The following is a 24,643-nucleotide window of genomic DNA, read 5'->3' as shown; positions in this document are numbered from 1 at the left end:
TCGGCAATGTGAGCGGTCACACTCAGGCAACAAGAAATGTGACCGGTCACATCTGCGCACCTCCACGTCCCCCCAAGGGCTCTGACGCCCGCAGCACGCAAGGAGGTTGTCTCGCCATGAGGAGGAAACATGCCTGGTCAGCGATGCTGGCGGTGGTCCTGTTGACGGGTGCCGTGCACGCCGCCCCCGCCCAGGCCGCGTCTCAGCTCGTCGTCGATCTCGGCAGCTCGACCGGCGCGCTCAGGTACGGAGCCACCGGCTTCCTGTACGGGCTCGGCGACGAGGGGATCCCGAACGAGACCATGCTCGCCGCCCTCAAACCGCAGGTCACCGCCCAGAAGGCGCCCGACGGCCTGCAGCACCCGAACGGCGACGCGCTCAAGATCGCCCCCATGTTCAAACGCGCCGGCGGCCGCGAGATCCAGATCTACATGCAGGACGTCTACAAGCAGTGGCCGTACGAGAACCTGGGCATCACCGACTACCTGGCCAAGGTGGACACGATGGTCAGGAAGGTCGTCGCCGACCCATACCGCACCTCGTACGTCTACGTCCCCTTCAACGAGCCCGACCAGATCTGGTACGGCGGCAACCTCGCCGGGTTCATGAACGACTACCGGACCGTCTACCGCCGGATCCGCTCCCTCGACCCCGGCGCCCGCATCGCGGGCCCGAACTTCGCGAGCTACCGCTCGGCCGACATCCGGACGTTCATGCAGTTCGCCCGGGACAACGCCATGCTGCCGGACGTCACCACCTGGCACGAGCTCGGCGACGACTTCTTCACCAGCTGGCACACCCACTACACCGACTACCGGGCGATCGAGTCCAGCCTGGGCATCTCCCCCAGGCCGATCACCATCAACGAGTACGGGCGCTTCGCCGGGGACCTCGGCGTGCCGGGCAACCTGGTGCAGTTCGTGGCGAAGTTCGAGAACAGCAAGGTCGACGGCTGCCTGGCGTACTGGACGACGGCCGGCGGACTCAACGACCTGGTCACCAGGAACAACCAGGCGACCGGCGGCTGGTGGCTGTACAAGTGGTACGGCGAGCTGACCGGCAACACCGTGGCCGTCACCCCACCCGCTCCCGACGGCTCCCTCCAGGTCCTGGCCGCGCTCGACCAGGGCAAGAAGCAGGCCAGGGTGATCTTCGGCGGCAACAACCCGGCCGGCGGCACGTACGACACCAACCTGGTCGTCAAGGGCATCCCGGGCACCCTGGGCACCACGGTCCACGCCGCCGTCTGGGGCGTGGACAACACCGGGCTGAACCCCTCCCCCGGCCCGTACAAGGTCACCGAGGCGGACTTCACGCCGTCCGGCGGCCAGATCACGATCCCGCTCACCGGGCTGAAGGGCTCCTCGGCGTACCAGGTGATCGTGACCCCGGCCAAGGACCCGACCGCCGGCTCCCGCTACGAGGCCGAGTACGCCGCCGCGCCGGGCGCGATCACCTACGGCCCGGTCTCCTACGCGGACGGCGGCGCCAAGTTCGTGGTCACCGCCCCCTCGGACGGCTACTACAACGTTGACCTGCGTTACGCGGCCTCCGCCGCCCGCACGGCCAAGCTGCGGCTCAACGGCTCCGACCTGACCGACGTCAGCCTGCCCGCCGCCGCGAGCTGGAGCACCGTCACCACCAAGGTGTTCCTGACCGCCGGGATCAACCGCCTGGAGGTCAGCGCCGCCGGCGTCAAGGTCGACTACCTCGACGTGTCGGCGACCACGGGGACGATCACCGCGTACGAGGCCGAGTCCAGCGCCAACACCCTGGGCGGCGCCGCCAGGGTCGCGGCCAACTCCGCCGCCTCGGGCGGGAAGTACGTCGGCTACGTCGGCGCCGGCGCGGCCAACACCTTGCGCTTCAACAACGTCACCGTCGCCTCGGCCGGCCGCTACCGCCTGGTCGTCACGTACGCCAACGGCGAGCTGGGCGAGGGCGCCACCAACTACAACAGCAACATCGTCGACCGCTACGCCGACATCTCGGTCAACGGCGGCGCGGCCCAGCGGCACTACTTCCGCAACACGCTGGGCTGGTCGAACTACCGGACCACGGTCGTGGACGTCACCCTGGCCGCCGGAGCGAACACGATCACGTTCGGCAACGCCTCCACCGGCTACGCGCCCGACATCGACCGCATCCAGATCGCCAAGCCGGTCGGCTGAGACAAGCCGGCCGGTAAGAAGCAGCAGAGGAGATCCATGAACACCAGCGTCGTCTGGGGCCACCCGAGCCTGCGGGTCGTGCTCGACGTCTCACCCGACGGCCCGGTCGGCGTCCGGTCGCTGTCCGGCGGCGACGCCGCCACGGCGCACCTGCCCAGGGCGACGCAGCCGCTGGTGGAACTGCTGGTCCCGGAGGAGGGCCGGGCGCGGGCCGCGCACCGCTTCTCCCGGACGGCCGTCGGCCTGCGCCTGGCCTACCGGGGCTGCGAACAGCGCAGGGAGGGGGCCTGGCACGTGCTGCAGCTCGACCTGCACGACGCGCGGAGCGGGCTGAGCGCCGAGGTGTTCCTGCGCTCGGCGGAGGGCGTCAGCGCGTTCCAGGTCTGGACGCGGGTGACCAACCGCGGCCAGAACCCCCGGCTGCTGCTGGGCCTCACGTCGTTCGCCGCCGCCTTCGCGGGGGCGGTGGACGACCTGGACGTGGTACGGGCCGACAGCGAATGGCTGGGCGAGAGCCGCTGGGTCCGCGAGGCCCTGCGCGGGCAGGCCGTACCCGATCTCCGCCTGGGCGGCCACGGGCAGGACGGCCGCGGGCGGCTCGCGGTCGTCAGCACCGGCACCTGGTCGACCGGCTCCCACCTGCCCACCGGCGGCCTGATCGACCGCGCCGGCGGGCAGGCGTGGCTGTGGCAGATCGAGCACAACGGCGCCTGGCGCTGGGAGGTCGGCGAGCGGCTCGACGACCCGTACGTCGCGCTGCTCGGCCCGACCGACATCGACCACCAGTGGCAGCACCTGCTCCAGCCCGGCGAGTCGTTCACCACGGTGCCGGTGTCGGTGGCGGTGTCCGGCGCGGGCCTGGAAGGGGCGGCCGCGGCGCTCACCGCGCACCGGCGGATGATCGTCCGGCCGCACCCCGACCGGGAGCGGCTGCCGGTGGTGTTCAACGACTACATGAACACGCTGTCGGGCGACCCGACCACGGCCAAGCTCCTGCCGCTGATCGACGCCGCCGCCTCGGCCGGGGCCGAGACGTTCTGCGTGGACGCGGGCTGGTACGACGACGGCGGCACCTGGTGGGACAGCGTCGGCGAATGGCAGCCGTCGCAGACGCGCTTCCCGCGCGGCATCGAGGAGGTCCTCGGCCGCATCAGGGAGCACGGCATGGTGCCGGGCCTGTGGCTCGAACCCGAGGTGATAGGCGTCCGCAGCCCCATGGCCGACAAGCTGCCCGCCGAGGCGTTCCTGCAGCGTGGCGGCGTACGCCTGGTCGAGCACGGCCGCTACCACCTCGACCTGCGCCATCCCCGCGCGATCGTGCACCTGGACCAGGTGGTGGACCGGCTGGTGGAGGAGCTCGGCGTCGGCTATTTCAAGCTCGACTACAACATCGACCCGGGCGCGGGCACCGACCTGGACGCCGACAGCGCCGGGGACGGGCTGCTGGCCTGCAACCGGGCCCACCTGTCCTGGCTGGACGGCGTCCTGGCACGCCATCCGGGGCTCACCCTGGAGAACTGCGCGTCGGGCGCCATGCGCATGGACTACGCCATGCTGTCCCGGCTGCACCTGCAGTCCACCAGCGACCAGCAGGACTTCCGCCTCTACCCGCCGATCGCGGTGTCGGCGCCGATGTCCGTGCTGCCCGAGCAGTCGGCGAGCTGGGCGTACCCGCAGCCCGACATGTCGGACGAGGAGATCGCCTTCGCGCTGTGCACCGGCATGCTGGGGCGGCTCTACCTGTCCGGCCACCTGGACGGGATGAGCCCCGCCCAGCTCGACTCGGTCCGCGACGCCGTACGCGTCCACAAGGAGATCCGCGCGGACCTGGCCCGCGCGACGCCCGTGTGGCCGCTGGGGCTGCCGAGCTGGAGCGACCGCCACCTCGCCCTGGGTTTGCGGACGGCTGACGTCACATACCTTGGCGTATGGCGACGCGACGGGGCGAAGCCCGTACGGCTGGACCTGCCACATTTGGCGGGCCGCGCGGTCGAAATCGACGTGATCTACCCGCGGCACCTGCCGGACTGGGCCCGCGACTGGCAGCCCGGCACCGGCGTGTTGACGCTCACCCCCTGCTGCGACGAGCCCCACTCCGCCCGGATCCTCCGCATCCGCACCGCCTCATGAAAGAGACCACCATGAAGACCACCTGGACGGCCGCCGCCGCCGCGACGGCGCTCGCGCTCGGCCTCGCAGCGTGCAGCGACCCCTCCGTCGAGACCTCCACCGCCGCGCCCGCCACCGCCGCGGCCTGGCCCGGCCCGGCCACCAAGCTCGACGGCGTCAAGCTGACGATCTGGGCCGCCCAGAACAGCAACACCGTGCCCAAGGCGGTCATCGCCGGGTTCCAGCAGGCGACGGGCGCGACGGTCGAGGTCGTGACGATCCCGGACCCGTACGAGCAGGGCATCCAGACCAAGGTCGCCACCGGCGACAAGCCCGACCTGGCGTTCTGGCAGCCGACCGCGTCCATGCTGACCGCGATCAACGCCAAGGCCAACCTCCAGCCGCTGAACGACGCGCCGTGGCTGGCGCAGCTGTCGCCGGACCTGAAGGACATCACCGGCATCCTGGACGGCGCACGGTACGCGGCCCTCATCACGAGCCCCGCGGTCGAGGGCGTCTACTACAACAAGGAGGTCTTCGCCGCCAACAAGATCACCAGCACGCCGAAGAGCTTCGACGAGATGGTGAAGCTGGGGCGCACGCTGAAGGCCAAGGGCGTCACGCCGTTCTTCGAGATGGCCGGTGACAAGTGGGCGACCCAGTGGTGGGTGCAGGTCCAGCTCGCGGACGCGGCCAAGGACGGCCTGTGGGAGCGGATCAACACGGGCAAGGAGACGTTCAACGGCCCGGCCGTCGTCGGGGCGATCAAGACGTACAAGTCGCTGATCGACGAGGGGCTGTTCAACTCCGACATCAAGACCGCGAAGTTCGAGGACCAGGGCGCGGCGCTGCTGTCCGGCAAGGCGGCCATGGTCGTGCAGGTGAACTCGTTCTTCGGGCAGCTGCAGGCCTCGGCCGACACCGCCACGCTGAACAAGAAGATCGGCTTCTTCCCGATCTCGCCGTCGGGGAACGTCGGCACGTTCATCCCCGACCAGTCGAACGCGCTGGTGGCGTTCAAGACCGGGGACGCCAAGCGCGAGGCCGCGGCGCGGCAGCTGCTGGCGTACTGGATGGGGCCCGGCTACAAGGACTTCGTCGCCGACCGCAACACCGTCTCCCTGGAGCCGTCGGTGCCCAGCCCGGCGGGCGTGCCGCAGGCGCTGCTGGACGTGCACGCCGCGCTGCCCACCGCGGTCGGGTCGATGCAGGCGCTGGCGGTGGCCAACCCGGACCTGTACCTGAACCTGGCCGACATGATCACCGGGACCATGACGCCGGAGAAGGTCGCCTCGGCCACCCAGGATCAGTTCGCCCAGCTCGCCAAGGCCGCCGGGGCGAGCGGTTTCTGACGTGCTGATCACCACTTCGCGGCAGGCCGCCTCCCGCACCACGGCCGCCGCCCGCGGGCGCCCGGTCGTCGGGAGGCGGACGCACCCCATGTGGTTCATGGCTCCGGCGTTCGCCATCCTGCTGGTGTTCTTCTTCCTGCCGACGCTGTTCAACTTCGTCTACGCCTTCACCGACTGGTCGGGCTTCAAGAGCGCGATCCGGCCCGTCGGGCTGGACAACTTCACCGACCTGGCCTCCAACGGCACGCTGTTCCGGTCGCTGCGGGTCACGGTGGTGTACGCGGTGCTGGTGGCGCTCTTCCAGAACGCGTTCGGCTTCGGCCTGGCCGTGCTGCTCGAACGCGACACCTGGCTCAACCGGGTGGCCAGGGTGTTCTTCCTCATCCCGGTGCTGATGTCGGCCCTCGCCGTCGGCTACATCTTCCAGGCCCTGCTCAAGCCGACGGGCGGCCTGAACCGGCTGCTCGGGATCGACTACGCCTGGCTGGGCGACACCACCTGGACGGTCGTGGTCGTCGCGCTGATCCACGCGTGGAAGTGGATGGGGTTGTCGATGCTCATCTACCTGGCGGGGCTGAAGACCGTCCCGGAGGACATCGTGGAGGCCGCCCACATCGACGGGGCGTCGCGGTGGCGTACGTTCTGGGCGGTCCGCTTCCCGCTGCTGGCGCCCGCGATCACGTTCAACGTCGCCACGGCGCTGCTGGGCTCGATGAACGGCTTCGACATCGCCCAGGCCACCACCGGCGGCGGGCCGGCCCGCACGACGGAGATCCTGAACATCTTCATCTACCGCACCTTCGGCCAGGGGCTGTTCGCGCAGGCCACGACGATGAGCCTGGTGCTGTTCCTGCTGGTGGCCCTCATGGCCTTCCCTGTCATCTACGTGCTGCGCAAGCGGGAGGAGATCCTGTGACCCCCGTCGTCCCCGACCGCCGCGGGGTGAGCGACGCGCCCGTGTGGCGCCGGCTCCAGCCCGTGGTCACGTTCGTGCTCGTGGTGCTGTCCATCGGCATCCCGCTGTGGCTGGTGCTGGTGACGGCGGCCAAGTCCCGCGGCGAGGCGCTCACGCCGGACCTGTCGCTGCCGACCGAGTGGCACCTGCTGGAGAACCTGCGGCAGGTGTGGGGCGACGGCGAGGTCCTGCGGGCGTCGCTGGGCAGCCTGCTCGTCGTCGTGCCCTCGGTGATCGGGGTGCTGCTGTTCGGGTCGATGGCGGCCTGGATCCTGGCCCGCCGCGCCACGCGGCTCAACGCCGTCCTGTACGCGCTGGCGATCAGCGGCATCGTGCTCCCGCCCGCCGTCGTGACCGTCGTCCTCCTGCTGCGCCAGCTCGGCCTGGCCGGGAGCGCGGTCGGGATGATCGGCGTCTACATGGGCATCTACATGTCCACGGTGATCTTCTTCGTCACCGGCTTCGTGCGGACCATCCCCACCTCCCTGGAGGAGGCGGCTCAGCTCGACGGGGCGAGCCCGATGCGGGTGTTCTGGCTGGTGGTGCTGCCGCTGCTGCGCCCGGTGCTGGCCACGGCCACCATCCTGGTCTGCCTGTACGTGTGGAACGACGTCTTCTACGCCTTCTTCGTGATCGGCGGACGCCTGGACACGCTCCCCCTCAACCTCTTCCGCGTGGCCAGCGCCGGGCTCTATCTCAACAACTGGCACCTGATCTTCGCGTACGTGATCCTGATGAGCCTGCCGCTGGTCGTGGTCTTCGCCGTCGCCCAACGAAAGATCATCTCGGGTATCACCAGCGGCGCCGTCAAGTAGCGGGCCGGTCAGCTCCTGAAGAGCAGTGAGTCCAGTCCCCTGCGCACGCCGGTCTCCTCGCCCGCGTGGCGCACCGCCAGCATCGTCCCGGCCACGTACGGGCTGGGGTCGGTGCCGGGGTCGTGCCGCATGACCAGGCGTTCCCCCGGACCGCCGAACACGATCTCGGTGGACACCACGAAGCTGGGCAGCCGAACCGAGTGGATGCGGCTCCCGGCGACCTCGGCACCGCGCGCCTCCACCGGGCCGTGCAACTCGCCGAGCGGCACGGCCGGCTCGGGCGTGCGGACCGTCGCCAAGGTCTCGGCCAGCTCCCGGGCGGTGCCGCTGGGCACGTCCGGCTTGGTGACGCCGGCGTAGTCGATGATCTCCCAGTGGTCCAGGTGCTCGGCGGCCATCGCGGCCGCCCGGCGCAGCACGGTCGCCATCACGGAGAAGTTCCCCGCCGCGATCACCCCGACGCTGTGCTCGCGGGCCAGCCGGTCCAGCTCGGCGTAGTCGTCGGCGGTCAGGCCGCTGGAGCCGACGACCACGTTCACGCCGGCGCGCACCGCCGTCCACACGTTGTCCTTGACCGCGGCCGCGCTGGTGTAGTCCACCAGCACATCGACCGGAGCCGCCGCCAGCGCCTCGGCGACCGACCCGTACACCCGCCCGGCGCTCTTGGAACCGGCCGCCTCCGCCAGGGACTGCCCCGCCGCGGACCGCGACACCCCGGCGGTCAGCGTCAGGTCGTCGGCCCGGTCGATCGCCGCGACGATCGGCGGCGCCGTCCAGCCGGTGACCCCGGCGAAACACACGTTGATCATGCCGTCACTCTAAGCGTCCGGGCCGCGCGTCACGACGCCTTCTCCCAGACCGACACGTGGCTCCTGCTGTCACCGGTGAAGGGGCTCCCGCTCCCAGCCGGCGACAGTTCGATGCCGTGCACCCGGACACCGCGCCGGCTGAGCGGCAACGCGATGCGACCGGTCCCGATGCCCAGCTCCGCCCGGCCCGGGATTGGCGGGCCGGGCACGACGGGAGAGCCGGGGCGGTCAGGCGCAGGTGTAGCCGGAGGGGAGGGCGGTGTTGCCGTTGGGGCGGGTCGCCTGGAAGCCGACGCTGGTGGTGGCGGCTCCGGGGGCGAGGGTGCCGTTGTGGCTGACGTTCCTGATGGTCACGGTCTGCCCGCTGACGGTGGCGGTGCCGTTCCACGAGCCGGTCAGCGTGTGCCCGGCCGGCAGTGTGAAGGTGACCGTCCATCCGTTGATCGTCGAGGTGCCGGTGTTGGTGATGGTCAGGGGCTGGATGACGTACCCGGTGGCCCACTGGGTCTGGACGGTGGGGACGGCCGTGCACGTTCCGGTGGAGGTGCCGGGCTGGGTGGTGACCTGCGCGGTGTTCGAGACCGGCGAGGTGTTGCCCGCGGCGTCGCGCGCCCTGACCTGGTAGCGGTAGGTGGTGCTCGGGGTCAGGCCCGTGTCGCTGAACGAGGTCGTGGCCGAGGCGCCGACCTGGGTGAACGTGCCGCCGCTCGCGCCGGGCGCGCGCAGGATGTCGTAGCCGGCGACGCCGGTGTCGTCCGTCGAGGCCGTCCAGCCCAGGGTCGTGCCCGTGGACGTGGTCGCCGAGGCCGCCAGGCCGGCCGGGGCCGTCGGCGGCGAGGTGTCGCCACCGCCGGTCGTCGTCGTGAACGTGACCGGTGGCGAGTCGCCGGACAGGTTGCCCGCGCCGTCCCGTGCCCGCACGTACACCTGGTACTGGGTGTTCGCGGTCAGCCCGGTGAGGGTGATCGAGTTGGTGGTGGACTGGCCGAGCTGCGGGTCGGTGGTCCCCTGCTCGCGGTAGACGTTGTAGCCGGCCAGGCCGGAGCCGCCCTGGTCGGTGGACGCGGCCCAGGTCAGCGTGGCGCCGGTGGCGGTCACGTTGGACGCGGCCGGGGTGCCCGGGGTGCTCGGCGGGGTGGTGTCGCCGGAGTCGCCGAGCGTGGGAGTCTGCCAGTCCCTCCACTCGGCCAGATTGCCGAGCGCCTTGGACGAGATCCTGATCGCGCCGGGGGCGTTGCCCGTCTTCAGCAGGAACTTCTGGATGTTCTGCTGGAGCGGGGTCCGCCATTCCGCCCTGTTGGCGCAGTGGTTGCCGTCCTGGATGTCGGACCAGTACGTGATGTTGTCTCCCGCGCCGAGCGCCTTGTAGACCTCCGCCCCGCCCAACGCCGCCACGCTGGCGGACTTGGGTCCGAGATTGGTGATGTGCGGATTGTCCATGATGAACAGTCCGCGCGGCGCGACCATGGCCACCATTTCATGCGTGTCCACCGGCAGCCTGGTCGGGCTGCTCGTGAAGGAGCCGAAGGCGTCGCCCAGCCACGGCTGCTCTCCGTACGCGCTGCTCAGGCTCTGGGCGCCCTCCCCGGGAATTCCGCGGAAGATGGGAACGCCGGCGCTGCCCGACTCGATCGGCATGGTCAAGGCGATGCGCTGATCGAACGCGCCGATCACGAAAGCGCCCTTTCCGAAGCGCGAGCATCCCGTGACGCCGGTCGCATCCGCTTTGAGAATGCCGCCGCCCGACTGTTCGATGACGTCGATGATCCGGCTCACGCCCCAGGCCCAGGCGAGCAGCAGCCCCGTGCTGCTGGAGGAGCCGTAGACGCTGTAGAACGCGCCCTGCTTGTTATTGCGCGGCGTTCCCTCTTTTCCGACCGCGTACGGGTCGTAATTGATGACGGCGGCGCCGGCCGCTTTGATGGCGGCCGTGTCCGCGCCGAATCCGCCCAGGACCACGACGGCCGGGAACGGTCCGGAACCGCTCGGCAGATCGACGCTCGCCGAGAAACTCGAGCTCTTGCCGTTGTGGTTCACGTTCACGGTGATGCCGGTCCTCGAGACCGTTCCGGTGACGCTCGCCGGCTTTCCCGGCTTCTCGCCATAGACGAATTTCTCCGCCAGTTTCTTGATCTCCTGGCGTCGGCACCGCCAGTCGGACTTGGCGGAGATGCGCGTACCGTCCAGCTTCTTGAAGGGGTCGGGAAGCTTGGAGTCGGTGGGTAAGGAGCCCGCGTCGGGCAGGCCGGTCACCGTGCAGTCGGCACCCTCGTCCTCGACTCCGGCCGCCGCGACGGCCTCGGGGGGCGCTATCGTCACCGCTCCGGCGATCGACAGCGTCGCTGCCGCCGTCAGCGCGACGACCCTCGTACGGATCTTGGAGCGGGCCAAGCTGGTGATCACCAGGGCTCTCCCTTCCGGGTGGAGTGTTGGCGATCAGTCTGGGAATCCCTTTGAAACATGTCAATATAAGACAGAAATATTTCAAAGATCAATCTTTTGCCAGGATTGTGAGCTGGGAATACACCAGCGCGAATGTCGAAACTTTCGGGGATCGGGCGATGCATAGAGCATCACCGTCCCCATTGAGCCCGCTATCCCGAAAGTTTCGAGATATCGCCGTTCGAGCCGCCGACGTACACGAAGTCGCCTGCCACGACCGGTCTGGTTTCGATGGGGCCGCCGGTCGGGAAGCTCCGGCGCACCGTACCGGTGGTGGGGTCGAGCGCGTGCAGCATGCTGTCGGCGCCTGTGGCGTACACGAGTCCGGAGGCCACGGCGGCGCCCGCTCGCCTTTGTCAACGGCCGATAGGCGGACGGCTCTCGGCGAGGGTGCGGACGGCCGACACCACGCTCTCGCGGCGCCGGGCCAGGGCCGCCTTGTCGTCCTGCTCGTCGAGGACAAGGCGGCACAGCTGGGGGACGGCGAAGTTCCAGGCGACCAGCCCGAGCACGGTGAACATCCAGTCCTGGGCGGCGCAGGTGCGCTCGGGCCCGTCCAGTCCGGCGCCGACGCCGGCGTCCACGAGGTCGCGTACGTTGTCCCGGTACGCCGCGCGCCGTTCGTCCTCGCCCTGGACGGGACCCGGGCCGCTCTCCAGGGCCTCCCACAGCAGCAGCCTGATCAGGTCCGGGTGGTCCTGGTACCAGTCGAACAGCTGCCCCACGGAGTCGGCCACCGCACCGGGATCGAGGGTGTCCGCGTGGCAGACCTCGTCGACCTTGGCCTGCACCACGGCGCCGAACAGCTTCTCCTTGCCCCCGAAGTACAGGTAGATCGCCTGCTTGTTGGCCTTGGCGGCGGCGGCGATGCGCTCGACCCGGGCGCCGGCCAGGCCGTGCGCGGCGAACTCGGCGGTGGCGGACTGGAAGATCCGCTGTCGGGTGGCCTCCGCGTCGTAGCTCATGAACTGAATTAAACCATCCAGTTGACTTTCTGCGCGACATCCGCTTCGATCTAAACCAACCAGATGGTTTATTGCTGAGGAGACATCATGTCCATAGCTCCCGTACCGGTCCGCTCGCCGCTCCCCACCGGCCTGGCCGGCTCCACCGTCGTCCTCATCGGCGGCACCTCGGGCATCGGCCTGTCCGCCGGTGTGCTGCTGAGCGGGGTGGGCGCCCGGGTCGTGCTGGTCGGCCGCGACCAGGCCAGGCTCGCCGCCGCAGTGGACCGGGTACGCGACGCGGCCCCGGCGGACGGCCCGGCGGACTCGGTGCTCGGCATCTCCGCGGACGGGTCGGACGAGGACGCGCTGGCGGAGATCTTCGAGCGGGCCGGGCAGGTCGACCACGTGCTCGTGACGGCCGGCGGCCTGAGTGGCGCGGGCCCGGTGACCGAGCTCTCCCACGACGACCTCCGCTCGGCCCTGGACTCCCGGCTCTGGGGGGCGGTCGTCGCCGCCCGGCTCGCGGCGACCCGGCTGCCGGCGGGCGGTTCGATCACCTTCACCTCGGGCACGTACGTCGTCCGCCCGATCCCCGGCATGACCGGCCCGCTGGCGGCCGTCGGCGCCGTCGAGACCTTCACCAAGGCGCTCGCCGTCGAGCTCGCGCCGAAGCGGCTCCGGGTGAACGCCATCCGCTACGGCACCTTCGACACCCCGCTGCTGCGCACGCTGTCCGGGCTCGACGGCGACGACGCGGTCGCCAAGGCCGGAGAGGGCTCCCCGCTCGGCCGCTTCGGCACCGCCGAGGAGGCCGCCGCGTCGGCGCTCTTCGTGATGGCCAACAACTACGTCACCGGCCAGGTGATCACCGTGGACGGCGGGCAGAGCCTGGCCTGAGCCGACCGGGGTGAGCGGCCCGGGCGCCGCTCACCCTTGTCCGCTCGTCGCTCGTTTCTGACCGCTCATCGTAAAGATCTTCAACACTGCATACCGTATGTGGTACGCGTGTGAGGTGGCAAGATTCCTCGACCGTTCCCGGATCGTGGCGGCACCCGGCTGGAGCCGGTGGCTGGTGCCGCCCGCCGCACTCTCGGTCCACCTCGCGATCGGGCAGGCGTACGCGTGGAGCGTGTTCAAGCCCCCGCTGGAGTCCTCCCTTCACCTGTCGGGCACGCAGAGCGCGCTGCCGTTCCAGCTGGGCATCGTCATGCTCGGCCTGTCGGCGGCCTTCGGCGGCACGCTGGTGGAGCGCAACGGGCCGCGCTGGGCGATGTTCGTCTCGATGGCCTGCTTCTCCTCCGGCTTCCTGCTGTCCGCGCTCGGCGTGGCCACCAGCCAGTACTGGCTGGTCGTGCTCGGCTACGGCGTCGTGGGCGGGATCGGGCTCGGCATCGGCTACATCTCCCCCGTCTCCACGCTGATCAAGTGGTTCCCCGACCGGCCCGGCATGGCGACGGGGATCGCGATCATGGGGTTCGGCGGCGGCGCGCTCATCGCCTCGCCGTGGTCGGCGCAGATGCTGGAGTCGTTCGGCACGAGCACGGGCGGGATCGCCACCACGTTCCTCGTGCACGGCGTGGTCTACGCGGTCTTCATGACGATGGGCGTGCTGCTGGTGCGCGTCCCGGCGGAGGGCTGGTCGCCGCCGGGGTGGACGCCGCCGGTGGTCGCGTCGAGACCGCTGATCACCGACGCGGACGTCTCGGCCCGCAACGCGATCCGCACCCCGCAGTTCTACTGCCTGTGGGTCGTGCTGTGCTGCAACGTCACCGCGGGCATCGGGATCCTGGAGAAGGCCGCGCCGATGATCAGGGACTTCTTCGCGGACACGGCCACGCCGGTCGCGGTGGGGGCGGCGGCGGGGTTCGTCGCGCTGCTGTCGCTGGCGAACATGACCGGCCGCTTCGTCTGGTCCTCCACCTCCGACGTGATCGGCCGCAAGAACATGTACCGCGTCTACCTGGGGGTCGGCGCGCTGCTCTACCTGGTGATCGCGCTGGCGGGCAACTCCTCCAAGCCGCTGTTCATCGTGTGCGCGCTGGGCATCCTGTCCTTCTACGGCGGCGGCTTCGCGACGGTCCCGGCGTACCTGAAGGACCTGTTCGGCACCTACCAGGTCGGCGCGATCCACGGCCGCCTGCTCACGGCCTGGTCCACGGCGGGCGTGCTCGGCCCGCTGATCATCAACGCCATCGCCGACGCCCAGAAGGCGGCGGGACGGTCGGGGCCGGCGCTCTACACGACCTCCCTCTACATCATGATCGGGCTGCTGGCGGTGGGCCTGCTCGCCAACGAGCTGATCCGGCCGGTGAGCGACAAGTACCACGAGAAGCCGGCCGAGCCGGCCATGGAAGGGCAGGCGACATGACGTCCAGGCGGACCGCCCTGATGGTGCTGGCGTGGGCCTGGGTCGCGCTGCCCTTCGCGTTCGGCGTGTACGAGCTGGTGCTGAAGCTCACGCAGCTGTTCGACTAGCCGAGCGAGATCCGGTCCAGGTCGGGCGCGGCCTCCGTGTCGTTGTAGATCTTGACGGTGTTGGCGCCGGCCCGCAGCGTGACGGGCACGGTCGTGGTGTAGGGGGTGTTGTTGCCGGCGCCGCTCACCTTCACCTCGACCGGCGCCTCGCCGTTGACGCTCACGAAGTACGAGCGCGGCCCGTTGACGGTGAAGTCGATGAACAGCGTGTACTGCCGGGCCTCGGGCACCACCACGTCCTCGAACCGCACGAAGGCGTCGGGGGCGCCGCCGAGGTTCCGGACCTTCTGGCCGCCGGAGCACGGCGAGCAGTTGGTGATGCCCGCGCTGCCGAGCCCGTTGCGCGAGTCCTCGGCCTCGCGCATGAACACCCGGTCGGCGGGGCGCGGCCGGACGCGTACCTGCCGGGTGACCGTGCCGGGCCGGCCCAGCACCTCGAACGCGGCCGTCACCGGGATGTCGGCCGGCGTGACGTCCTGGCCGGGCGGCGAGGTGAGGGTCCAGGTGCCCTCGAGGGTCTGCCCGAGCCGCATCGAGGCCGCGGTGACGGGGTCGCCCTCGACGGTCCAGCCCGCGGGCGCGACCGGGGCGAGCCGCACCTGGTCGAGCGCGTCGTCGGCGTCGAGGCGCAGCTTGGCCGACACCTTCATCGTCTGCTGCCCGGGGCCGGCCCACTGCAGGCCGCCGGGTTCGACGGTCATGGTCGTCTTGGGCACGTACGAGGCGGGCGGCAGCGGCGCCACCGCCAGGCGGTCCACTCCCGGGCCCTTGGCCGCGTCGCTGAACAGGGTGATCGTGTTGGCCCCGGCCTTGAGCGGCAGCGGCAGCGCGGTGGAGAGCGGCACGTCCGGGTTGTCCCCCGGGACCCGGACCTCCACGGGCGCGGCGCCGTTGACGGCGACCTTCAGGGACGTGGGCGTGGCCGCCGTGTGGTCGATCTGCAGGCGGTAGTCGCCGGCCGCCGCCACCGTGACGTCCCGGTACGTGATCGCGTTGCGCGCCCCGCCGCCGAGCCCGGCGACCTGCGCGTGGCCCGAGCACGCCTGGCACAGGTCGGGACGGGCCACGCCCGAACGGTGCTGACGCTCGGCCTCCAGCGGCACCGGTTCGCCGAAGGAGAGCGGATATTCGTTCGCGACCCTGATCTCGTCGATCTGCAGCTCACGGAAGAAGCGCGGCGCCTGCGGGCCGGCCCAGGTGTTCAGCACCTCGAGCTTGAGGTAGCGGGCGCGCAGCTCGCCCAGGTCGACGACCTGCGTGCCGCGGGCGCTGCGCATCGCGCCGGCGCGGACCGGCCGGCCCCAGTGCCGTCCGTCGTCGCTCGCGTAGACGCGGTAGTCCTTGATCCGCGCGGAGTCCTCGGGGCGGCCGAACGTCTCCCGCGCGTACGTCGGCGACCATTCGCGCTGGCTGACCGCCAGGTACGCGGCCTTGCGCACGCGGCCGAGGTCGAGCGTCACCGAGACGGGCAGGCTCGCGCCGCTGTCCCAGTAGACCTCGTGGCTGCCGTCCACGAGCGCCGCGGCGGGGTGGCCGTCACGGGAGGCGGAGGCGGTGGCCTTGAGCCCGTCGTGGAAGCCCGGCCGGCCGGCCGTCTCGACCTTGAACACCGTGTCGTAGTCGTCCCATCGGGTGACGCCGAGGATGGTCAGGTAGCCGCCGGACTGGCTGAAGCGCATCCGCTCGCCCGTGCGCAGGTCGCTCACCCGGGTCACCCGGTGGCCGTTGTCGCGCAGCCGCACCTGGTCGGTGCTGGGCCTGGTCACGACGTGCGCGTACTGGATCTTGGCGCCGGGCTCCACGGTGACGACGCCGTGGGCGCCGTCGTTCCAGAAGCCGGGCTGCAGGCCGCCGTACATGTAGCCGCCGCCCTCGGTGCCCCGCAGGGACGCCTGGATCGGCGGGACCCACGTGGACATGAAGGCGTTGAACTCCTCCTGCTGCGGCGGGAACCTGCCGTTGACCATCGGGGTCTCGGCCATCAGCGACTTCATGGACGAGCCGGCGTTGGTGACGTAGCGGCCGGTGCTGAGGCGGAAGTCGACCGGGTGGCTGCCGCCGTCGTACCACCAGTCGCCGGTGGTGGGCAGCTTGTAGTCGGCCTCGACCAGGCGCGGCATCGGGGTCCAGGCGGCCTGCGGGTAGTCGTAGGCCGGGGTCATGCCGGTCTTCTGCTCGTTGCTGACCGTGTCCATGATCGGGGTGTCCTCGTTGTTGTTGCTCAGCAACCAGGACGGGCGCTTCTCGCGGATCTGCTCGTAGAGCCGGTTCTGCTCCCAGTACTCGTTGTCGTTGTCGATCCAGAACCCCGCCAAGTCCTGATATTTGGCCATTACTTCGAAGAAGAGGTCATAGCTGAACATGCCGAAGCCGGCGCGGGTGGTCAGATCGACCTGCCGCCCCTTGTACGCCGAGTACGCGGCCGAGTCGAGCGTCTCGACCCCCTGCTCGTTGTGCCACTGCGGATCGTCGGTCATGTAGAGGATGACCCGCACATTCTTGGCCTTCCCGGCGTTCACCAGCTCGCCGAGGAAGTCCCGCTTGGTGCTGCACGAGCCGGGGATCTGCGACGGCCACGGCCGCGCGTACCCGAGCCTGCTGTGGAAGGTCGCCAGCACGATGTACGAGGCGCCCAGCTTGCGGGCCTCGTCCACCCAGTAGTCCGGGCTCCAGCCGCCACCCGTGACGTCGCTCTCCCAGGCCGCGCAGTCGAGGTGGCGCGGCGCGGTGAACATGCCCCAGTGCAGGAACAGCCCGGCGGTCGAGTCGCGTAACCACTCCTGCCTCGGATGCTGAACCTCCGCGCCGGCGGGCGCCGCGCACAGGCTCGCGATCACGGCGAGAACGAGTGCGGCGAGGAGGGTACGGCGATGCGGTCGAAGTCCCATAGATCGCTTCCCTTCAGACATCCGACGAATACAGCAGCCACAGCCCTCGGTCAAGAGACTTGACGCGCCGACGCGCTAAGTGATCCTATGACTCGTGATAGGAAAGTTTCCTAATGGAGGGTCGATGCGATTACTCACGACGAGCGCGCTGACCGCCGGACTGCTGCTGCCCGCCCTCCCGGCCGCGGCCGACCCCGTGGAATCGGGGCCGTGGACCTCGTACTCGCCCACGTTCACCGTCCAGGAGCGGGGCTGCGGCGACGTCGGTGACCTGACGTTCAAGCTGACCTGCTCGACCGACAGCGGCGACCAGCGGGCCGAACGGCGCTACGCCACCTACTCCGACGGCACGCGCCAGTTCGAGGGCTACTTCAAGATCACCAGCCTGCCCGGTTCGCGGATCAGCCTCAAGCAGACGTTCAAGACCACGGGCCCGTTCTTCATGCTCGCCGTCGAGCGCGGCGGACGGCTGTACGCGGTGCACGGCGGCGACACGATCGCCACGGGCGCGACGATCGGCACCACGGTCCGCGTCAACACCGTCCACGTGGTCGGCAGCGTCCACCGCACCTACATCAACGGGTCGCTGAAGCACACCGTGGCCAGCGAGAGCGGCAGCTTCTACGACAAGTTCGGGGCGTACCGGACGGCCAGCGGGCAGGGGCCCGCCACGGTCGAGTGGAGCGGCGTCCGCTTCTGGCGTAAGTAGGGGGCGATGAGGGCCCGGATGGTGTTGGCGTTGGCGCTGGTGGTCGTCGGGTGCGCGGCCCCGCGGCAGGATCCGGCGGTCCGGCTGGAGGCCGCGCTCGTGTCGCCGACCGACGTCGCGCTGCGCTGGCGGGGCCGCGATCCGGGCGCCGCCGGGCACGTGATCGAGTTCGCCACCGAGCCTCAGGGGCCGTACACGATCCTGGGTTTCCTGCCGCCGGAGCAGACCGCGTACACCCATCCCGACCTGATGCCGCGCACCACGTTCCACTACCGGCTGCGGCCCTACTACGGCGCGGCCTCCGCGCCGGTCGACGTCACGCTCGGCGACGGCCCGTACCCGAAGCCCGGCCCCGGCTGGGCCGAGCCGCGCGTGATCCCGGGAGGGTCCCCCGGGAGCCGGTCGGTGGGCGGCGAAGGGGCCGCGCCCACCGGCCTGACGGCCACGGTGACGCAGGCCGACGGGATCGCGTTCCGGTGGGCCGACCGGGCCCGCGACGAGGAGGGCTTCCTGCTGGAGGACCGGCCCGCCGGCCGGCCCGACTACCGCGTGACCGCCGTGCTGGCGCCGGACGTCAACGCGTTCGGCCTGGTGACCCTGCCCGAGGAGCGGCACGCGTCGTACCGGGTGCGCGCCTTCCGCTACGGCCCGCCGTCGAACGTCGTCAGGCGGACGACCGGCGACCTCCCATCCCCCACCACCGGAGAAGACTGAGCTCACCATGAACAAGCTGTCCGCGGCCGGCGCTCTCTCGCTGGCCGTCACGTTGGCGCTGAGCGCCTGTTCGAGCGGTACGCCGAGCACGTCCGCCGCACCCTCCACCGCGTCCTCCGCCGGGGGCAAGCAGAAGGTCACCTTCCTCGTCTTCCCGTCGCCGAACCTGCCGGAGTCGTACTGGAAGGCCCAGGTCGCGCTGGTGACGAAGGCCAACCCCGACCTCGACGTGGAGCTCGTCGCCGCGCCGTCGGAGTCGGAGCGCAACGACTACGCCAAGCAGCTCGCCGCCTCGGGCCAGCTGCCGGACGTGCAGATCGGCATGCAGGACCTGATCGCGCTGGAGCCGAACCTGGCGACCTGGACCGAGCAGGAGCTCAAGGACTTCATCTGCCCGACCTGCGGGGCGGTCAACGGCAAGGTGCTGCAGCTGCCGGCCAACACCCAGACGATCCCGAACGTCTACTACAGCAAGAAGCTGTTCAAGAAGGCCGGGATCGAGGCGCCGCCGAAGACGTACGCCGAGCTGCTCGCCGACGCCGGCAAGCTCCAGGCCGCCGGGATCACGCCGTTCGTGAGCGGCGGGGTGTTCGTCACCTCCCAGCCGTGGACCGCCATCCTGGCCACCGACCTGTACGCCAGGACGCCCGACTGGATCGCCAAGCGGCGCGCCGGCCAGGTGACGTTCGCCGCCGACCCGGCCATGAAGGCGGCCACGCAGAAGTTCGCCGACCTGGCCGCCAAGGGTTTCATCGACAAGCGGCAGATCGGCCAGGACTACCCGAAGACGCAGGAGGCGTTCCTGGGCGGCAAGGGCGCGATGTACGCGATGGGGAGCTGGTTCGCCGCCGCGGCCGACCAGTCGGAGATGAAGGACGACATCGGCGTGTTCGCCTGGCCGAGCGACGACGGGAGCCTGCATCTCCCGGCGTTCACCGGCGGCGGCCTGTCCGTCAGCGCCACGGCCAAGAACATGGCCGCGGCCAAGAAGTTCGCGCTGGCCTTCCAGCTCACCAAGGAGAACCTGGACGCCTCGGTCAAGGCCGACGCGCTCTTCCCCGCCGTCAAGGGCTACACGCCGCCGCCCACCACCGGCCCGGTCTTCAAGGCCGTGTACGACCTGTGGCAGCAGGCGCTCCAGCAGAACGCGACCGTCCCGGCGTTCAGCTGGGAGGCGGGCGACGCGGCGATGCTGCCCGGCATGCAGGGCAAGTTCTGGTCGACCGCGCAGGACCTGGTCAGCGGCAAGAAGACGACGGACCAGGCGCTGGCCTTCCTCGACACCGAATGGGAGAAGAGCGGCTGATGGCCGTCAGCACCACCCATCGCAGGCCCGGCACGCTCACCCGCCGTGGGAGCAGGCGGCCGGCGTGGCCGGGCCTGTGGCACTTCCTGACGTTCGCGGCGCCGGGCACGCTCGTCTACACGTGCCTGGTCCTGCTGCCGATCGCGATGAGCGTCGGCTACAGCCTCACCAACCAGGCGCTGCTCAGGCCGAACACGCAGTTCGTGGGCCTGCGCAACTACGCGCTGCTCCTGCGGGACGAGACGTTCCTGAACTCGCTGCGGGTCACCACGATCCTGACGCTGATCGTGGTCATCGTCCCGAACGTGCTCGGCGTGGCCGTCGCCGTCGTCCTCGACCGGCGCGGCTGGCTCTACAACGCGCTGCGCAGCGTCTTCTTCACGCCGATGGTGATCAGCTCCGTGGTCATCAGCGTGATCTGGACGCGCGTGCTCGCCGACGACGGGCCGGTCAACCAGGGGCTGCGGGCCCTCGGCGTGGCCGAGCCGCCGGGCTGGCTGTCCGACCCGGACATCGCGCTGTACTCGCTGGCGTCCATCGTCTGCTGGCAGATGCTGGGCTTCTGTGTGGTCGTCTACCTGGCCGGGCTGCAGGGCGTGCCGCAGGAGCTGGCCGAGGCGGCCGCGATCGACGGGGCCGGCCCGCTGCGCCGCTTCTGGAAGGTGACCTGGCCGCTGCTGGCGCCCGCGCTGACCATCAACACCGTCGTGCTGCTGATCTCGGCGTTCAAGATCTTCGACCACGTGAAGGTCATCACGAACGGCGGCCCGGGCACGGGCACCACGGCCAGCGTGGCGTTCGTCGTCCTCCAGGAGGGGTTCGTGGAGAACCGCACCGGTTACGCCTCCGCCGAGGCGGTCGTCATGCTCGTCGTCATCGCCGCCCTGTCGGTGGTCACGCTGCGGATCCTGCAGCGCAGGGAGGTGCAGCTATGACCGGTTCGCGGCTGCCGTGGGTGCGCCCGCTGGTGGCGCTGGTCATCGGCGCGGTCTTCTTCATCCCCCTCTACATCGCGCTGATCAACGTCTTCAAGGCGAGCGGCCAGGTCTCCCGCGACACGATGTCGCTGCCCGATCCGTTCACCCTGGACAACCTCACCCGCGTGCTGACCGACCCCGACAGCCTCTTCTGGTCGTCGCTGCGCACCAGCGTCGTCGTCACCTCGCTGTCGATCGTCATCCTGACGCTGCTGTCGGCCATGCTGGGCCACTACCTGGCGCGGCACACCCAGTGGTGGTCGCGCGCGGTCATGGTGCTGCTGCTGTGCGGGCTGATGATCCCGCCGCAGGTCATCCTCATCCCGGTCACGCAGGTGCTGAAGTCGCTCGGGCTGATGTCCACGCTCCAGGGGCTCATCCTGTTCAACGTCGGCTACTACGTGCCGTTCGGGGTGTTCGTCTTCTCCGGGTTCATGAAGGGCATCCCGCGCGAGCTGGAGGAGGCGGCCGCGATCGACGGGGCGACGCGCTGGCAGACGTTCTGGCGCGTCGTCTTCCCCCTCCTGCGGCCGGCCACCGCGAGCGTGCTGATCTTCCTCGGGGTGTGGATCTGGAACGACTTCCTCAACCCGTTGATCATTTACGGCCCGCGCGAGGGCACGACGATCATGACGGGCGTGTACAAGTCGCTCGGCCAGTACGCGGCGGACTTCGGCGGCATGTTCGCGCTGATGTTCCTGGCCACGCTGCCGATCCTGGTCTTCTACCTGCTGCTGCAGAAGCAGTTCGTCAAGGGCCTCACGGGCGGCGCGACGAAGGGGTGACGGCCTCCTCCAGGCGGATGCCCGGGGGCAGGCCCTTGACCGTGGCGGTGCCGTCGTGGTCCACCCGTACCTCGACCTCGGCGTCCGCCACGCGCAGCCCGGCGGTCAGCGCGCCCAGGGGCGCGCCGGACAGCGGGCGCAGCTCCACCCGGCCCGCCGGCACGTCGGGGTAGAGCCCGGCCGCCGCATGGGCGATGACGACCGCGGCGGCGGCCGACCACGCCTGGGGGCGGCAGGAGGCCGGGTAGGCCACCGGGCGGCCCACCCGGTCCCGGGCGTCGCCCGCGAACAGCTCCGGCAGCCGGTAGCCGAACGACTCGGCCGCCTCCAGCAGCCCTTCGGCCAGGGTGGTGGCCTGCTCGTCGAAGCCCTCCCTGGCCAGGCCGGCGATGACGATGGCCGTGTCGTGCGGCCAGACGGATCCGCAGTGGTACGACAGCGGGCTGAACCCGCCCTCCTCCGACGACATCGTCCGCAGCCCGAACGCCTCCGCCATGCCGGGAGAGGCCAGCAGGCCGGCGACCCGGGCCGACTCCTCGCGCGAGAGCAGGCCGGTGCCGAGCAGGTGGCCGATGTTGCTGGTCAGGGAGTTCACGGGGCGCTTGTCGCGGTCGAGGGCGAGCGCCGGGAAGGGGCCCTGGGGTCCGTCGACCCAGAAGGCGGCGCGGAAGCGCTCGGCCAGCGTCCCGGCGTAGTCACGCCATCGGCCGGCCCCCGGGAGGTCGAAGGCGTCCAGGAGGGCGGCCCCGTGCAGGGCGGCCTGGTGGGCGTAGCCCTGCACCTCCGCCAGCGCGATCGGCGGCTCGGCCTGGCGGCCGTCGTGGAAGCGCACCGAGTCGCCCGAGTCCTTCCAGCCCTGGTTGGCCAGGCCGCGGCCGCTGGAGTCGATGTACTCGAGGAACCCGTCCCCGTCGGGGTCGGCGTGGTCGGCGAGCCAGCCCAGCGCGGCCTGGAGGTTCGGCAGCAGCGCCCGCACCTCGGATTCCGGCAGGCCCCAGCGCCACGCGTCGTGCAGCAGGCTGATCCAGAGCGGGGTGGCGTCGATGGTGCCGTAGTAGGCGGCGGGCAGCCGCCCGCCCTTGTCGTCCAGGTCGAAGGCGTCCCGGCGCAGCTCGTGCATGATCTTGCCCGGGGCCTCGCCGGAGTCCGGGTCGAGGCGCCGGCCCTGGCGGCGGGCCAGGACGCGCAGGGTGCCCGCGGCCAGCCGGGTGCCGAGCGGGAGGAGCATGCGCGCCGCCCAGATGCTGTCCCTGCCGAAGAGGGTCAGGAACCAGGGCGCGCCGGCCGCGAGGAAGGTGTCGCCGGGTTCGCCGGGCTCGGCCAGCCGCAGCGAGCGCAGGTCTTCGAGCGACTGGTCCAGCAGCCTGGTGACGCGCCGGTCGGCGGCGGTGACGTGCGGCGGGGTCCATTCGAGGGTCGCGGCGGGGGGCACGACGACGGCGGCGGGGTCCTCGACGGCGAGCTCCCAGCGCAGGGTGGCCCGGCCGCGGGGCGGCAGGCTCACCTCCCACCGCAGGCAGGCCCCGTCGCCCGCCGTCGCGTGGGCGCCGTGGCCGGTGACGGTGACGCGGGCGGTGTCGGCGTGCCAGGTCAGGCGTCCGTCCCCGGCGGCACCCGCCGGTACGAGGGTGCCGGAGCGCCCGGACTTGACCGCTTCGACGGCCGCGAAGTCGCACGCCAGCTCGACGGTGACGGTGGCCGTGACCGGCGACGACGCGGTGGAGACGATCTCCACCTGCTCGCCCATGCCGAACGGCGACACCTCCCGCGAGCGCTCGATCCGGACCGTGGGGTCGATCGTGCGGTCGCCGAGCCAGCGGGCCAGGGACACGAACCGGGCCTGGCCGGCGGCCCCGGGCGCGTACCCGATGGACTCCGGCTCGCGCCCGTCCACGAGGAGCCGGGCCTGGGACAGCACCCGGCGGTCCGCGCAGAAGAGCCCCTGCACGCCGGCCTGACGGATCTGGCCGTCGGCGTCGCTCAGCGCGCTCGCCGGCGCCATGACGGTGCTGACCAGATCGTGCAGCAGCGGCTGAAGCACTACGTTTCCCCCTGAGGTTAGGTCAATGATCACCCCGGGTCTTGACAGACGGACGCCGGGGGTGCAGATTTCGAAACACTCCGCTAACTTTGAACGATCAAATCATGCCTCACCAGACTTTGAACGTTCAACCCCCTCGAAAGGCGATTTATGGCGGAAAAGGTGACGATCACCGATGTGGCGAAGGCAGCAGGCGTGTCGCGCCAGACGGTGTCGAACACGCTCAACAGCCCGGAAGTGGTCCGAGAGGAGACCCGCAAGCACGTCCTCGAGGTGATCGAACGGCTCGGATACCGCGCCAACCAGGCCGCCCGCCAGATGCGCACCGGCCGCTCCCGCCTGATCGCCATCGGCATCGAGCCCGACGGCGACGGGATCAGCGGCTCGTGGGCCGACCGCTTCCTGCACAGCCTGTCGGAGACGGCCGCGCAGGAGGGGTACCGGATCCTGCTCTACACCGCCGCGGACGACCACGCGGAGATCGCGACGTACGAGGACCTGCTCGGCGCGTACAAGCCGGACGCGTTCGTGCTGACCGGCACCCACCACGACGACCTGCGCGCGTCCTGGCTGCTGGAGCGGGGGCTGCCGTTCGTGGCGTTCGGCCGGCCCTGGAGCGACCTGCCCGACGCGCGCCATCCGTGGGTGGACGTGGACGGCGCCGCGGGCACCGAGGCCGCCACCCGCCACCTGCTCGCCGCCGGTCACCGCCGCATCGGCTTCATCGGCTGGCCGCCCGGCTCCGGCGTGGGCGACGACCGCCGCGCGGGCTGGGCCAGAGCGCTCGGCGGTCAGGACCTCAGCGGGCTGCAGCGCTCGGTCGAGGACGGCATCACCGCCGGTGAGAGCGCCGCCCGCGACCTGCTCGCGGCCGACCCCGGCGTGACCGCCCTGGTGTGCGCGAGCGACTCCCTCGCCCTCGGCGCGCTGCAGGCCCGCGAGCCCGGCCGCCCCGTCGCGGTGATCGGCTTCGACGACACGCCCGCCGCCAGGGCCGTCGGCCTCACCAGCGTCCACCAGCCGCTCGGCGAGGCCGCCGCGGCCTGCGTCGACCTGCTCGCCCGCGCCCTGGAGAGCCCCGACGCCGAGCCTCCTTCCGCGCACGTGCTGCTGCCCCCCTCTTTGACCATCCGCCAGTCCGCCTGAAC

Annotated in this window: 19 protein-coding genes and 1 pseudogene; 13 read left to right on the top strand and 7 right to left on the bottom strand. The window is 70.8% G+C overall.

Annotated elements, in window-relative coordinates:
• The first annotated feature begins 116 nt into the window (after window positions 1-116).
• From AB0L65_RS42580 to AB0L65_RS42560, 5 genes are read left to right on the top strand one after another with little or no spacing between them, the layout of a single operon-like run.
• Window positions 117-2,171: a CBM35 domain-containing protein gene (locus tag AB0L65_RS42580; RefSeq protein WP_364258142.1), complete on the top strand. Its 2,055-nt coding sequence runs from the start codon at window positions 117-119 to the stop codon at window positions 2,169-2,171.
• A gap of 36 nt (window positions 2,172-2,207) precedes the next feature.
• Window positions 2,208-4,301, top strand: a complete 2,094-nt coding sequence (locus AB0L65_RS42575) for a glycoside hydrolase family 36 protein (RefSeq protein WP_364258139.1) — start codon at window positions 2,208-2,210, stop codon at window positions 4,299-4,301.
• An 11-nt stretch (window positions 4,302-4,312) separates the two neighbouring features.
• On the top strand, window positions 4,313-5,632 hold the full coding sequence (locus AB0L65_RS42570; protein ID WP_364258136.1) for an extracellular solute-binding protein: 1,320 nt from the start codon (window positions 4,313-4,315) through the stop codon (window positions 5,630-5,632).
• A 1-nt stretch (window position 5,633) separates the two neighbouring features.
• Window positions 5,634-6,548, top strand: a complete 915-nt coding sequence (locus tag AB0L65_RS42565) for a sugar ABC transporter permease (RefSeq protein ID WP_364258133.1) — start codon at window positions 5,634-5,636, stop codon at window positions 6,546-6,548.
• Window positions 6,545-7,402 carry a carbohydrate ABC transporter permease gene (locus AB0L65_RS42560; RefSeq protein WP_355210575.1) on the top strand — a complete coding sequence of 286 codons (858 nt, stop codon included), beginning with the start codon at window positions 6,545-6,547 and terminating at the stop codon, window positions 7,400-7,402. Before AB0L65_RS42565 ends, AB0L65_RS42560 begins: the two co-directional genes overlap by 4 nt.
• 8 nt (window positions 7,403-7,410) lie before the next feature.
• Here the strand turns inward: AB0L65_RS42560 and dapB are convergent, their stop codons facing one another.
• From dapB to AB0L65_RS42535, 5 genes and pseudogenes are all read right to left on the bottom strand, one after another.
• A complete protein-coding gene (dapB, locus tag AB0L65_RS42555) occupies window positions 7,411-8,211 on the bottom strand; it encodes a 4-hydroxy-tetrahydrodipicolinate reductase (RefSeq protein ID WP_364258129.1) in 801 nt (266 codons plus the stop codon).
• Between the two features lie 95 nt (window positions 8,212-8,306).
• Window positions 8,307-8,399, bottom strand: a pseudogene (locus AB0L65_RS42550) (SAM-dependent methyltransferase); the annotation flags it as partial.
• A gap of 40 nt (window positions 8,400-8,439) precedes the next feature.
• On the bottom strand, window positions 8,440-10,614 hold the full coding sequence (locus AB0L65_RS42545; RefSeq protein WP_364258126.1) for a fibronectin type III domain-containing protein: 2,175 nt from the start codon (window positions 10,612-10,614) through the stop codon (window positions 8,440-8,442).
• A gap of 191 nt (window positions 10,615-10,805) precedes the next feature.
• Window positions 10,806-10,988, bottom strand: coding sequence for a PQQ-binding-like beta-propeller repeat protein (locus tag AB0L65_RS42540; protein WP_364258123.1), 183 nt, complete (start codon window positions 10,986-10,988; stop codon window positions 10,806-10,808).
• Window positions 10,989-11,009: 21 nt separating this feature from the next.
• Window positions 11,010-11,618, bottom strand: coding sequence for a TetR family transcriptional regulator (locus AB0L65_RS42535; RefSeq protein WP_364258120.1), 609 nt, complete (start codon window positions 11,616-11,618; stop codon window positions 11,010-11,012).
• Window positions 11,619-11,705: 87 nt separating this feature from the next.
• Here AB0L65_RS42535 and AB0L65_RS42530 point away from each other — a divergent pair, with 87 nt between their 5' ends.
• Together AB0L65_RS42530 and AB0L65_RS42525 are read left to right on the top strand one after the other, a co-directional pair.
• Window positions 11,706-12,497: an SDR family oxidoreductase gene (locus AB0L65_RS42530; protein ID WP_364258118.1), complete on the top strand. Its 792-nt coding sequence runs from the start codon at window positions 11,706-11,708 to the stop codon at window positions 12,495-12,497.
• 115 nt (window positions 12,498-12,612) lie between these two features.
• Entirely contained in the window at window positions 12,613-13,968 is a 1,356-nt protein-coding gene (locus tag AB0L65_RS42525) for an OFA family MFS transporter (protein WP_364258115.1), read from the top strand.
• 103 nt (window positions 13,969-14,071) lie between these two features.
• Here AB0L65_RS42525 and AB0L65_RS42520 read toward each other — a convergent pair whose 3' ends face one another.
• Complete coding sequence (locus AB0L65_RS42520; RefSeq protein ID WP_364258112.1) at window positions 14,072-16,963, bottom strand: alpha-L-fucosidase; 2,892 nt, start codon at window positions 16,961-16,963, stop codon at window positions 14,072-14,074.
• Window positions 16,964-17,087: 124 nt separating this feature from the next.
• On the opposite strand from AB0L65_RS42520, the gene AB0L65_RS42515 reads away from it, so the two are divergent.
• From AB0L65_RS42515 to AB0L65_RS42495, 5 genes are read left to right on the top strand one after another with little or no spacing between them, the layout of a single operon-like run.
• Window positions 17,088-17,672, top strand: coding sequence for a hypothetical protein (locus AB0L65_RS42515; protein ID WP_350742817.1), 585 nt, complete (start codon window positions 17,088-17,090; stop codon window positions 17,670-17,672).
• Between the two features lie 18 nt (window positions 17,673-17,690).
• A complete protein-coding gene (locus AB0L65_RS42510) occupies window positions 17,691-18,386 on the top strand; it encodes a fibronectin type III domain-containing protein (RefSeq protein WP_364258109.1) in 696 nt (231 codons plus the stop codon).
• Between the two features lie 7 nt (window positions 18,387-18,393).
• Window positions 18,394-19,692: an extracellular solute-binding protein gene (locus AB0L65_RS42505; protein ID WP_364258106.1), complete on the top strand. Its 1,299-nt coding sequence runs from the start codon at window positions 18,394-18,396 to the stop codon at window positions 19,690-19,692.
• Window positions 19,692-20,627 carry a sugar ABC transporter permease gene (locus AB0L65_RS42500; protein ID WP_350742822.1) on the top strand — a complete coding sequence of 312 codons (936 nt, stop codon included), beginning with the start codon at window positions 19,692-19,694 and terminating at the stop codon, window positions 20,625-20,627. Before AB0L65_RS42505 ends, AB0L65_RS42500 begins: the two co-directional genes overlap by 1 nt.
• Window positions 20,624-21,454, top strand: coding sequence for a carbohydrate ABC transporter permease (locus AB0L65_RS42495; protein WP_350742823.1), 831 nt, complete (start codon window positions 20,624-20,626; stop codon window positions 21,452-21,454). The genes AB0L65_RS42500 and AB0L65_RS42495 overlap by 4 nt, the downstream gene beginning before the upstream one ends.
• Here the strand turns inward: AB0L65_RS42495 and AB0L65_RS42490 are convergent.
• On the bottom strand, window positions 21,429-23,495 hold the full coding sequence (locus tag AB0L65_RS42490; RefSeq protein WP_364258102.1) for a glycogen debranching N-terminal domain-containing protein: 2,067 nt from the start codon (window positions 23,493-23,495) through the stop codon (window positions 21,429-21,431). The two genes, AB0L65_RS42495 and AB0L65_RS42490, sit on opposite strands and share 26 nt — an antisense overlap.
• Window positions 23,496-23,657: 162 nt before the next feature.
• Here AB0L65_RS42490 and AB0L65_RS42485 point away from each other — a divergent pair, with 162 nt between their 5' ends.
• Window positions 23,658-24,641: a LacI family DNA-binding transcriptional regulator gene (locus tag AB0L65_RS42485; RefSeq protein WP_364258100.1), complete on the top strand. Its 984-nt coding sequence runs from the start codon at window positions 23,658-23,660 to the stop codon at window positions 24,639-24,641.
• The last annotated feature ends 2 nt before the right edge of the window (window positions 24,642-24,643 follow it).

Source organism: Nonomuraea sp. NPDC052116 (assembly GCF_040680035.1).
Taxonomy (GTDB): Bacteria; Actinomycetota; Actinomycetes; order Streptosporangiales; family Streptosporangiaceae; genus Nonomuraea; species Nonomuraea angiospora_A.
Note: the sequence above shows the minus strand (reverse complement) of the source record. Positions and strands in the feature narration are given on the sequence as shown.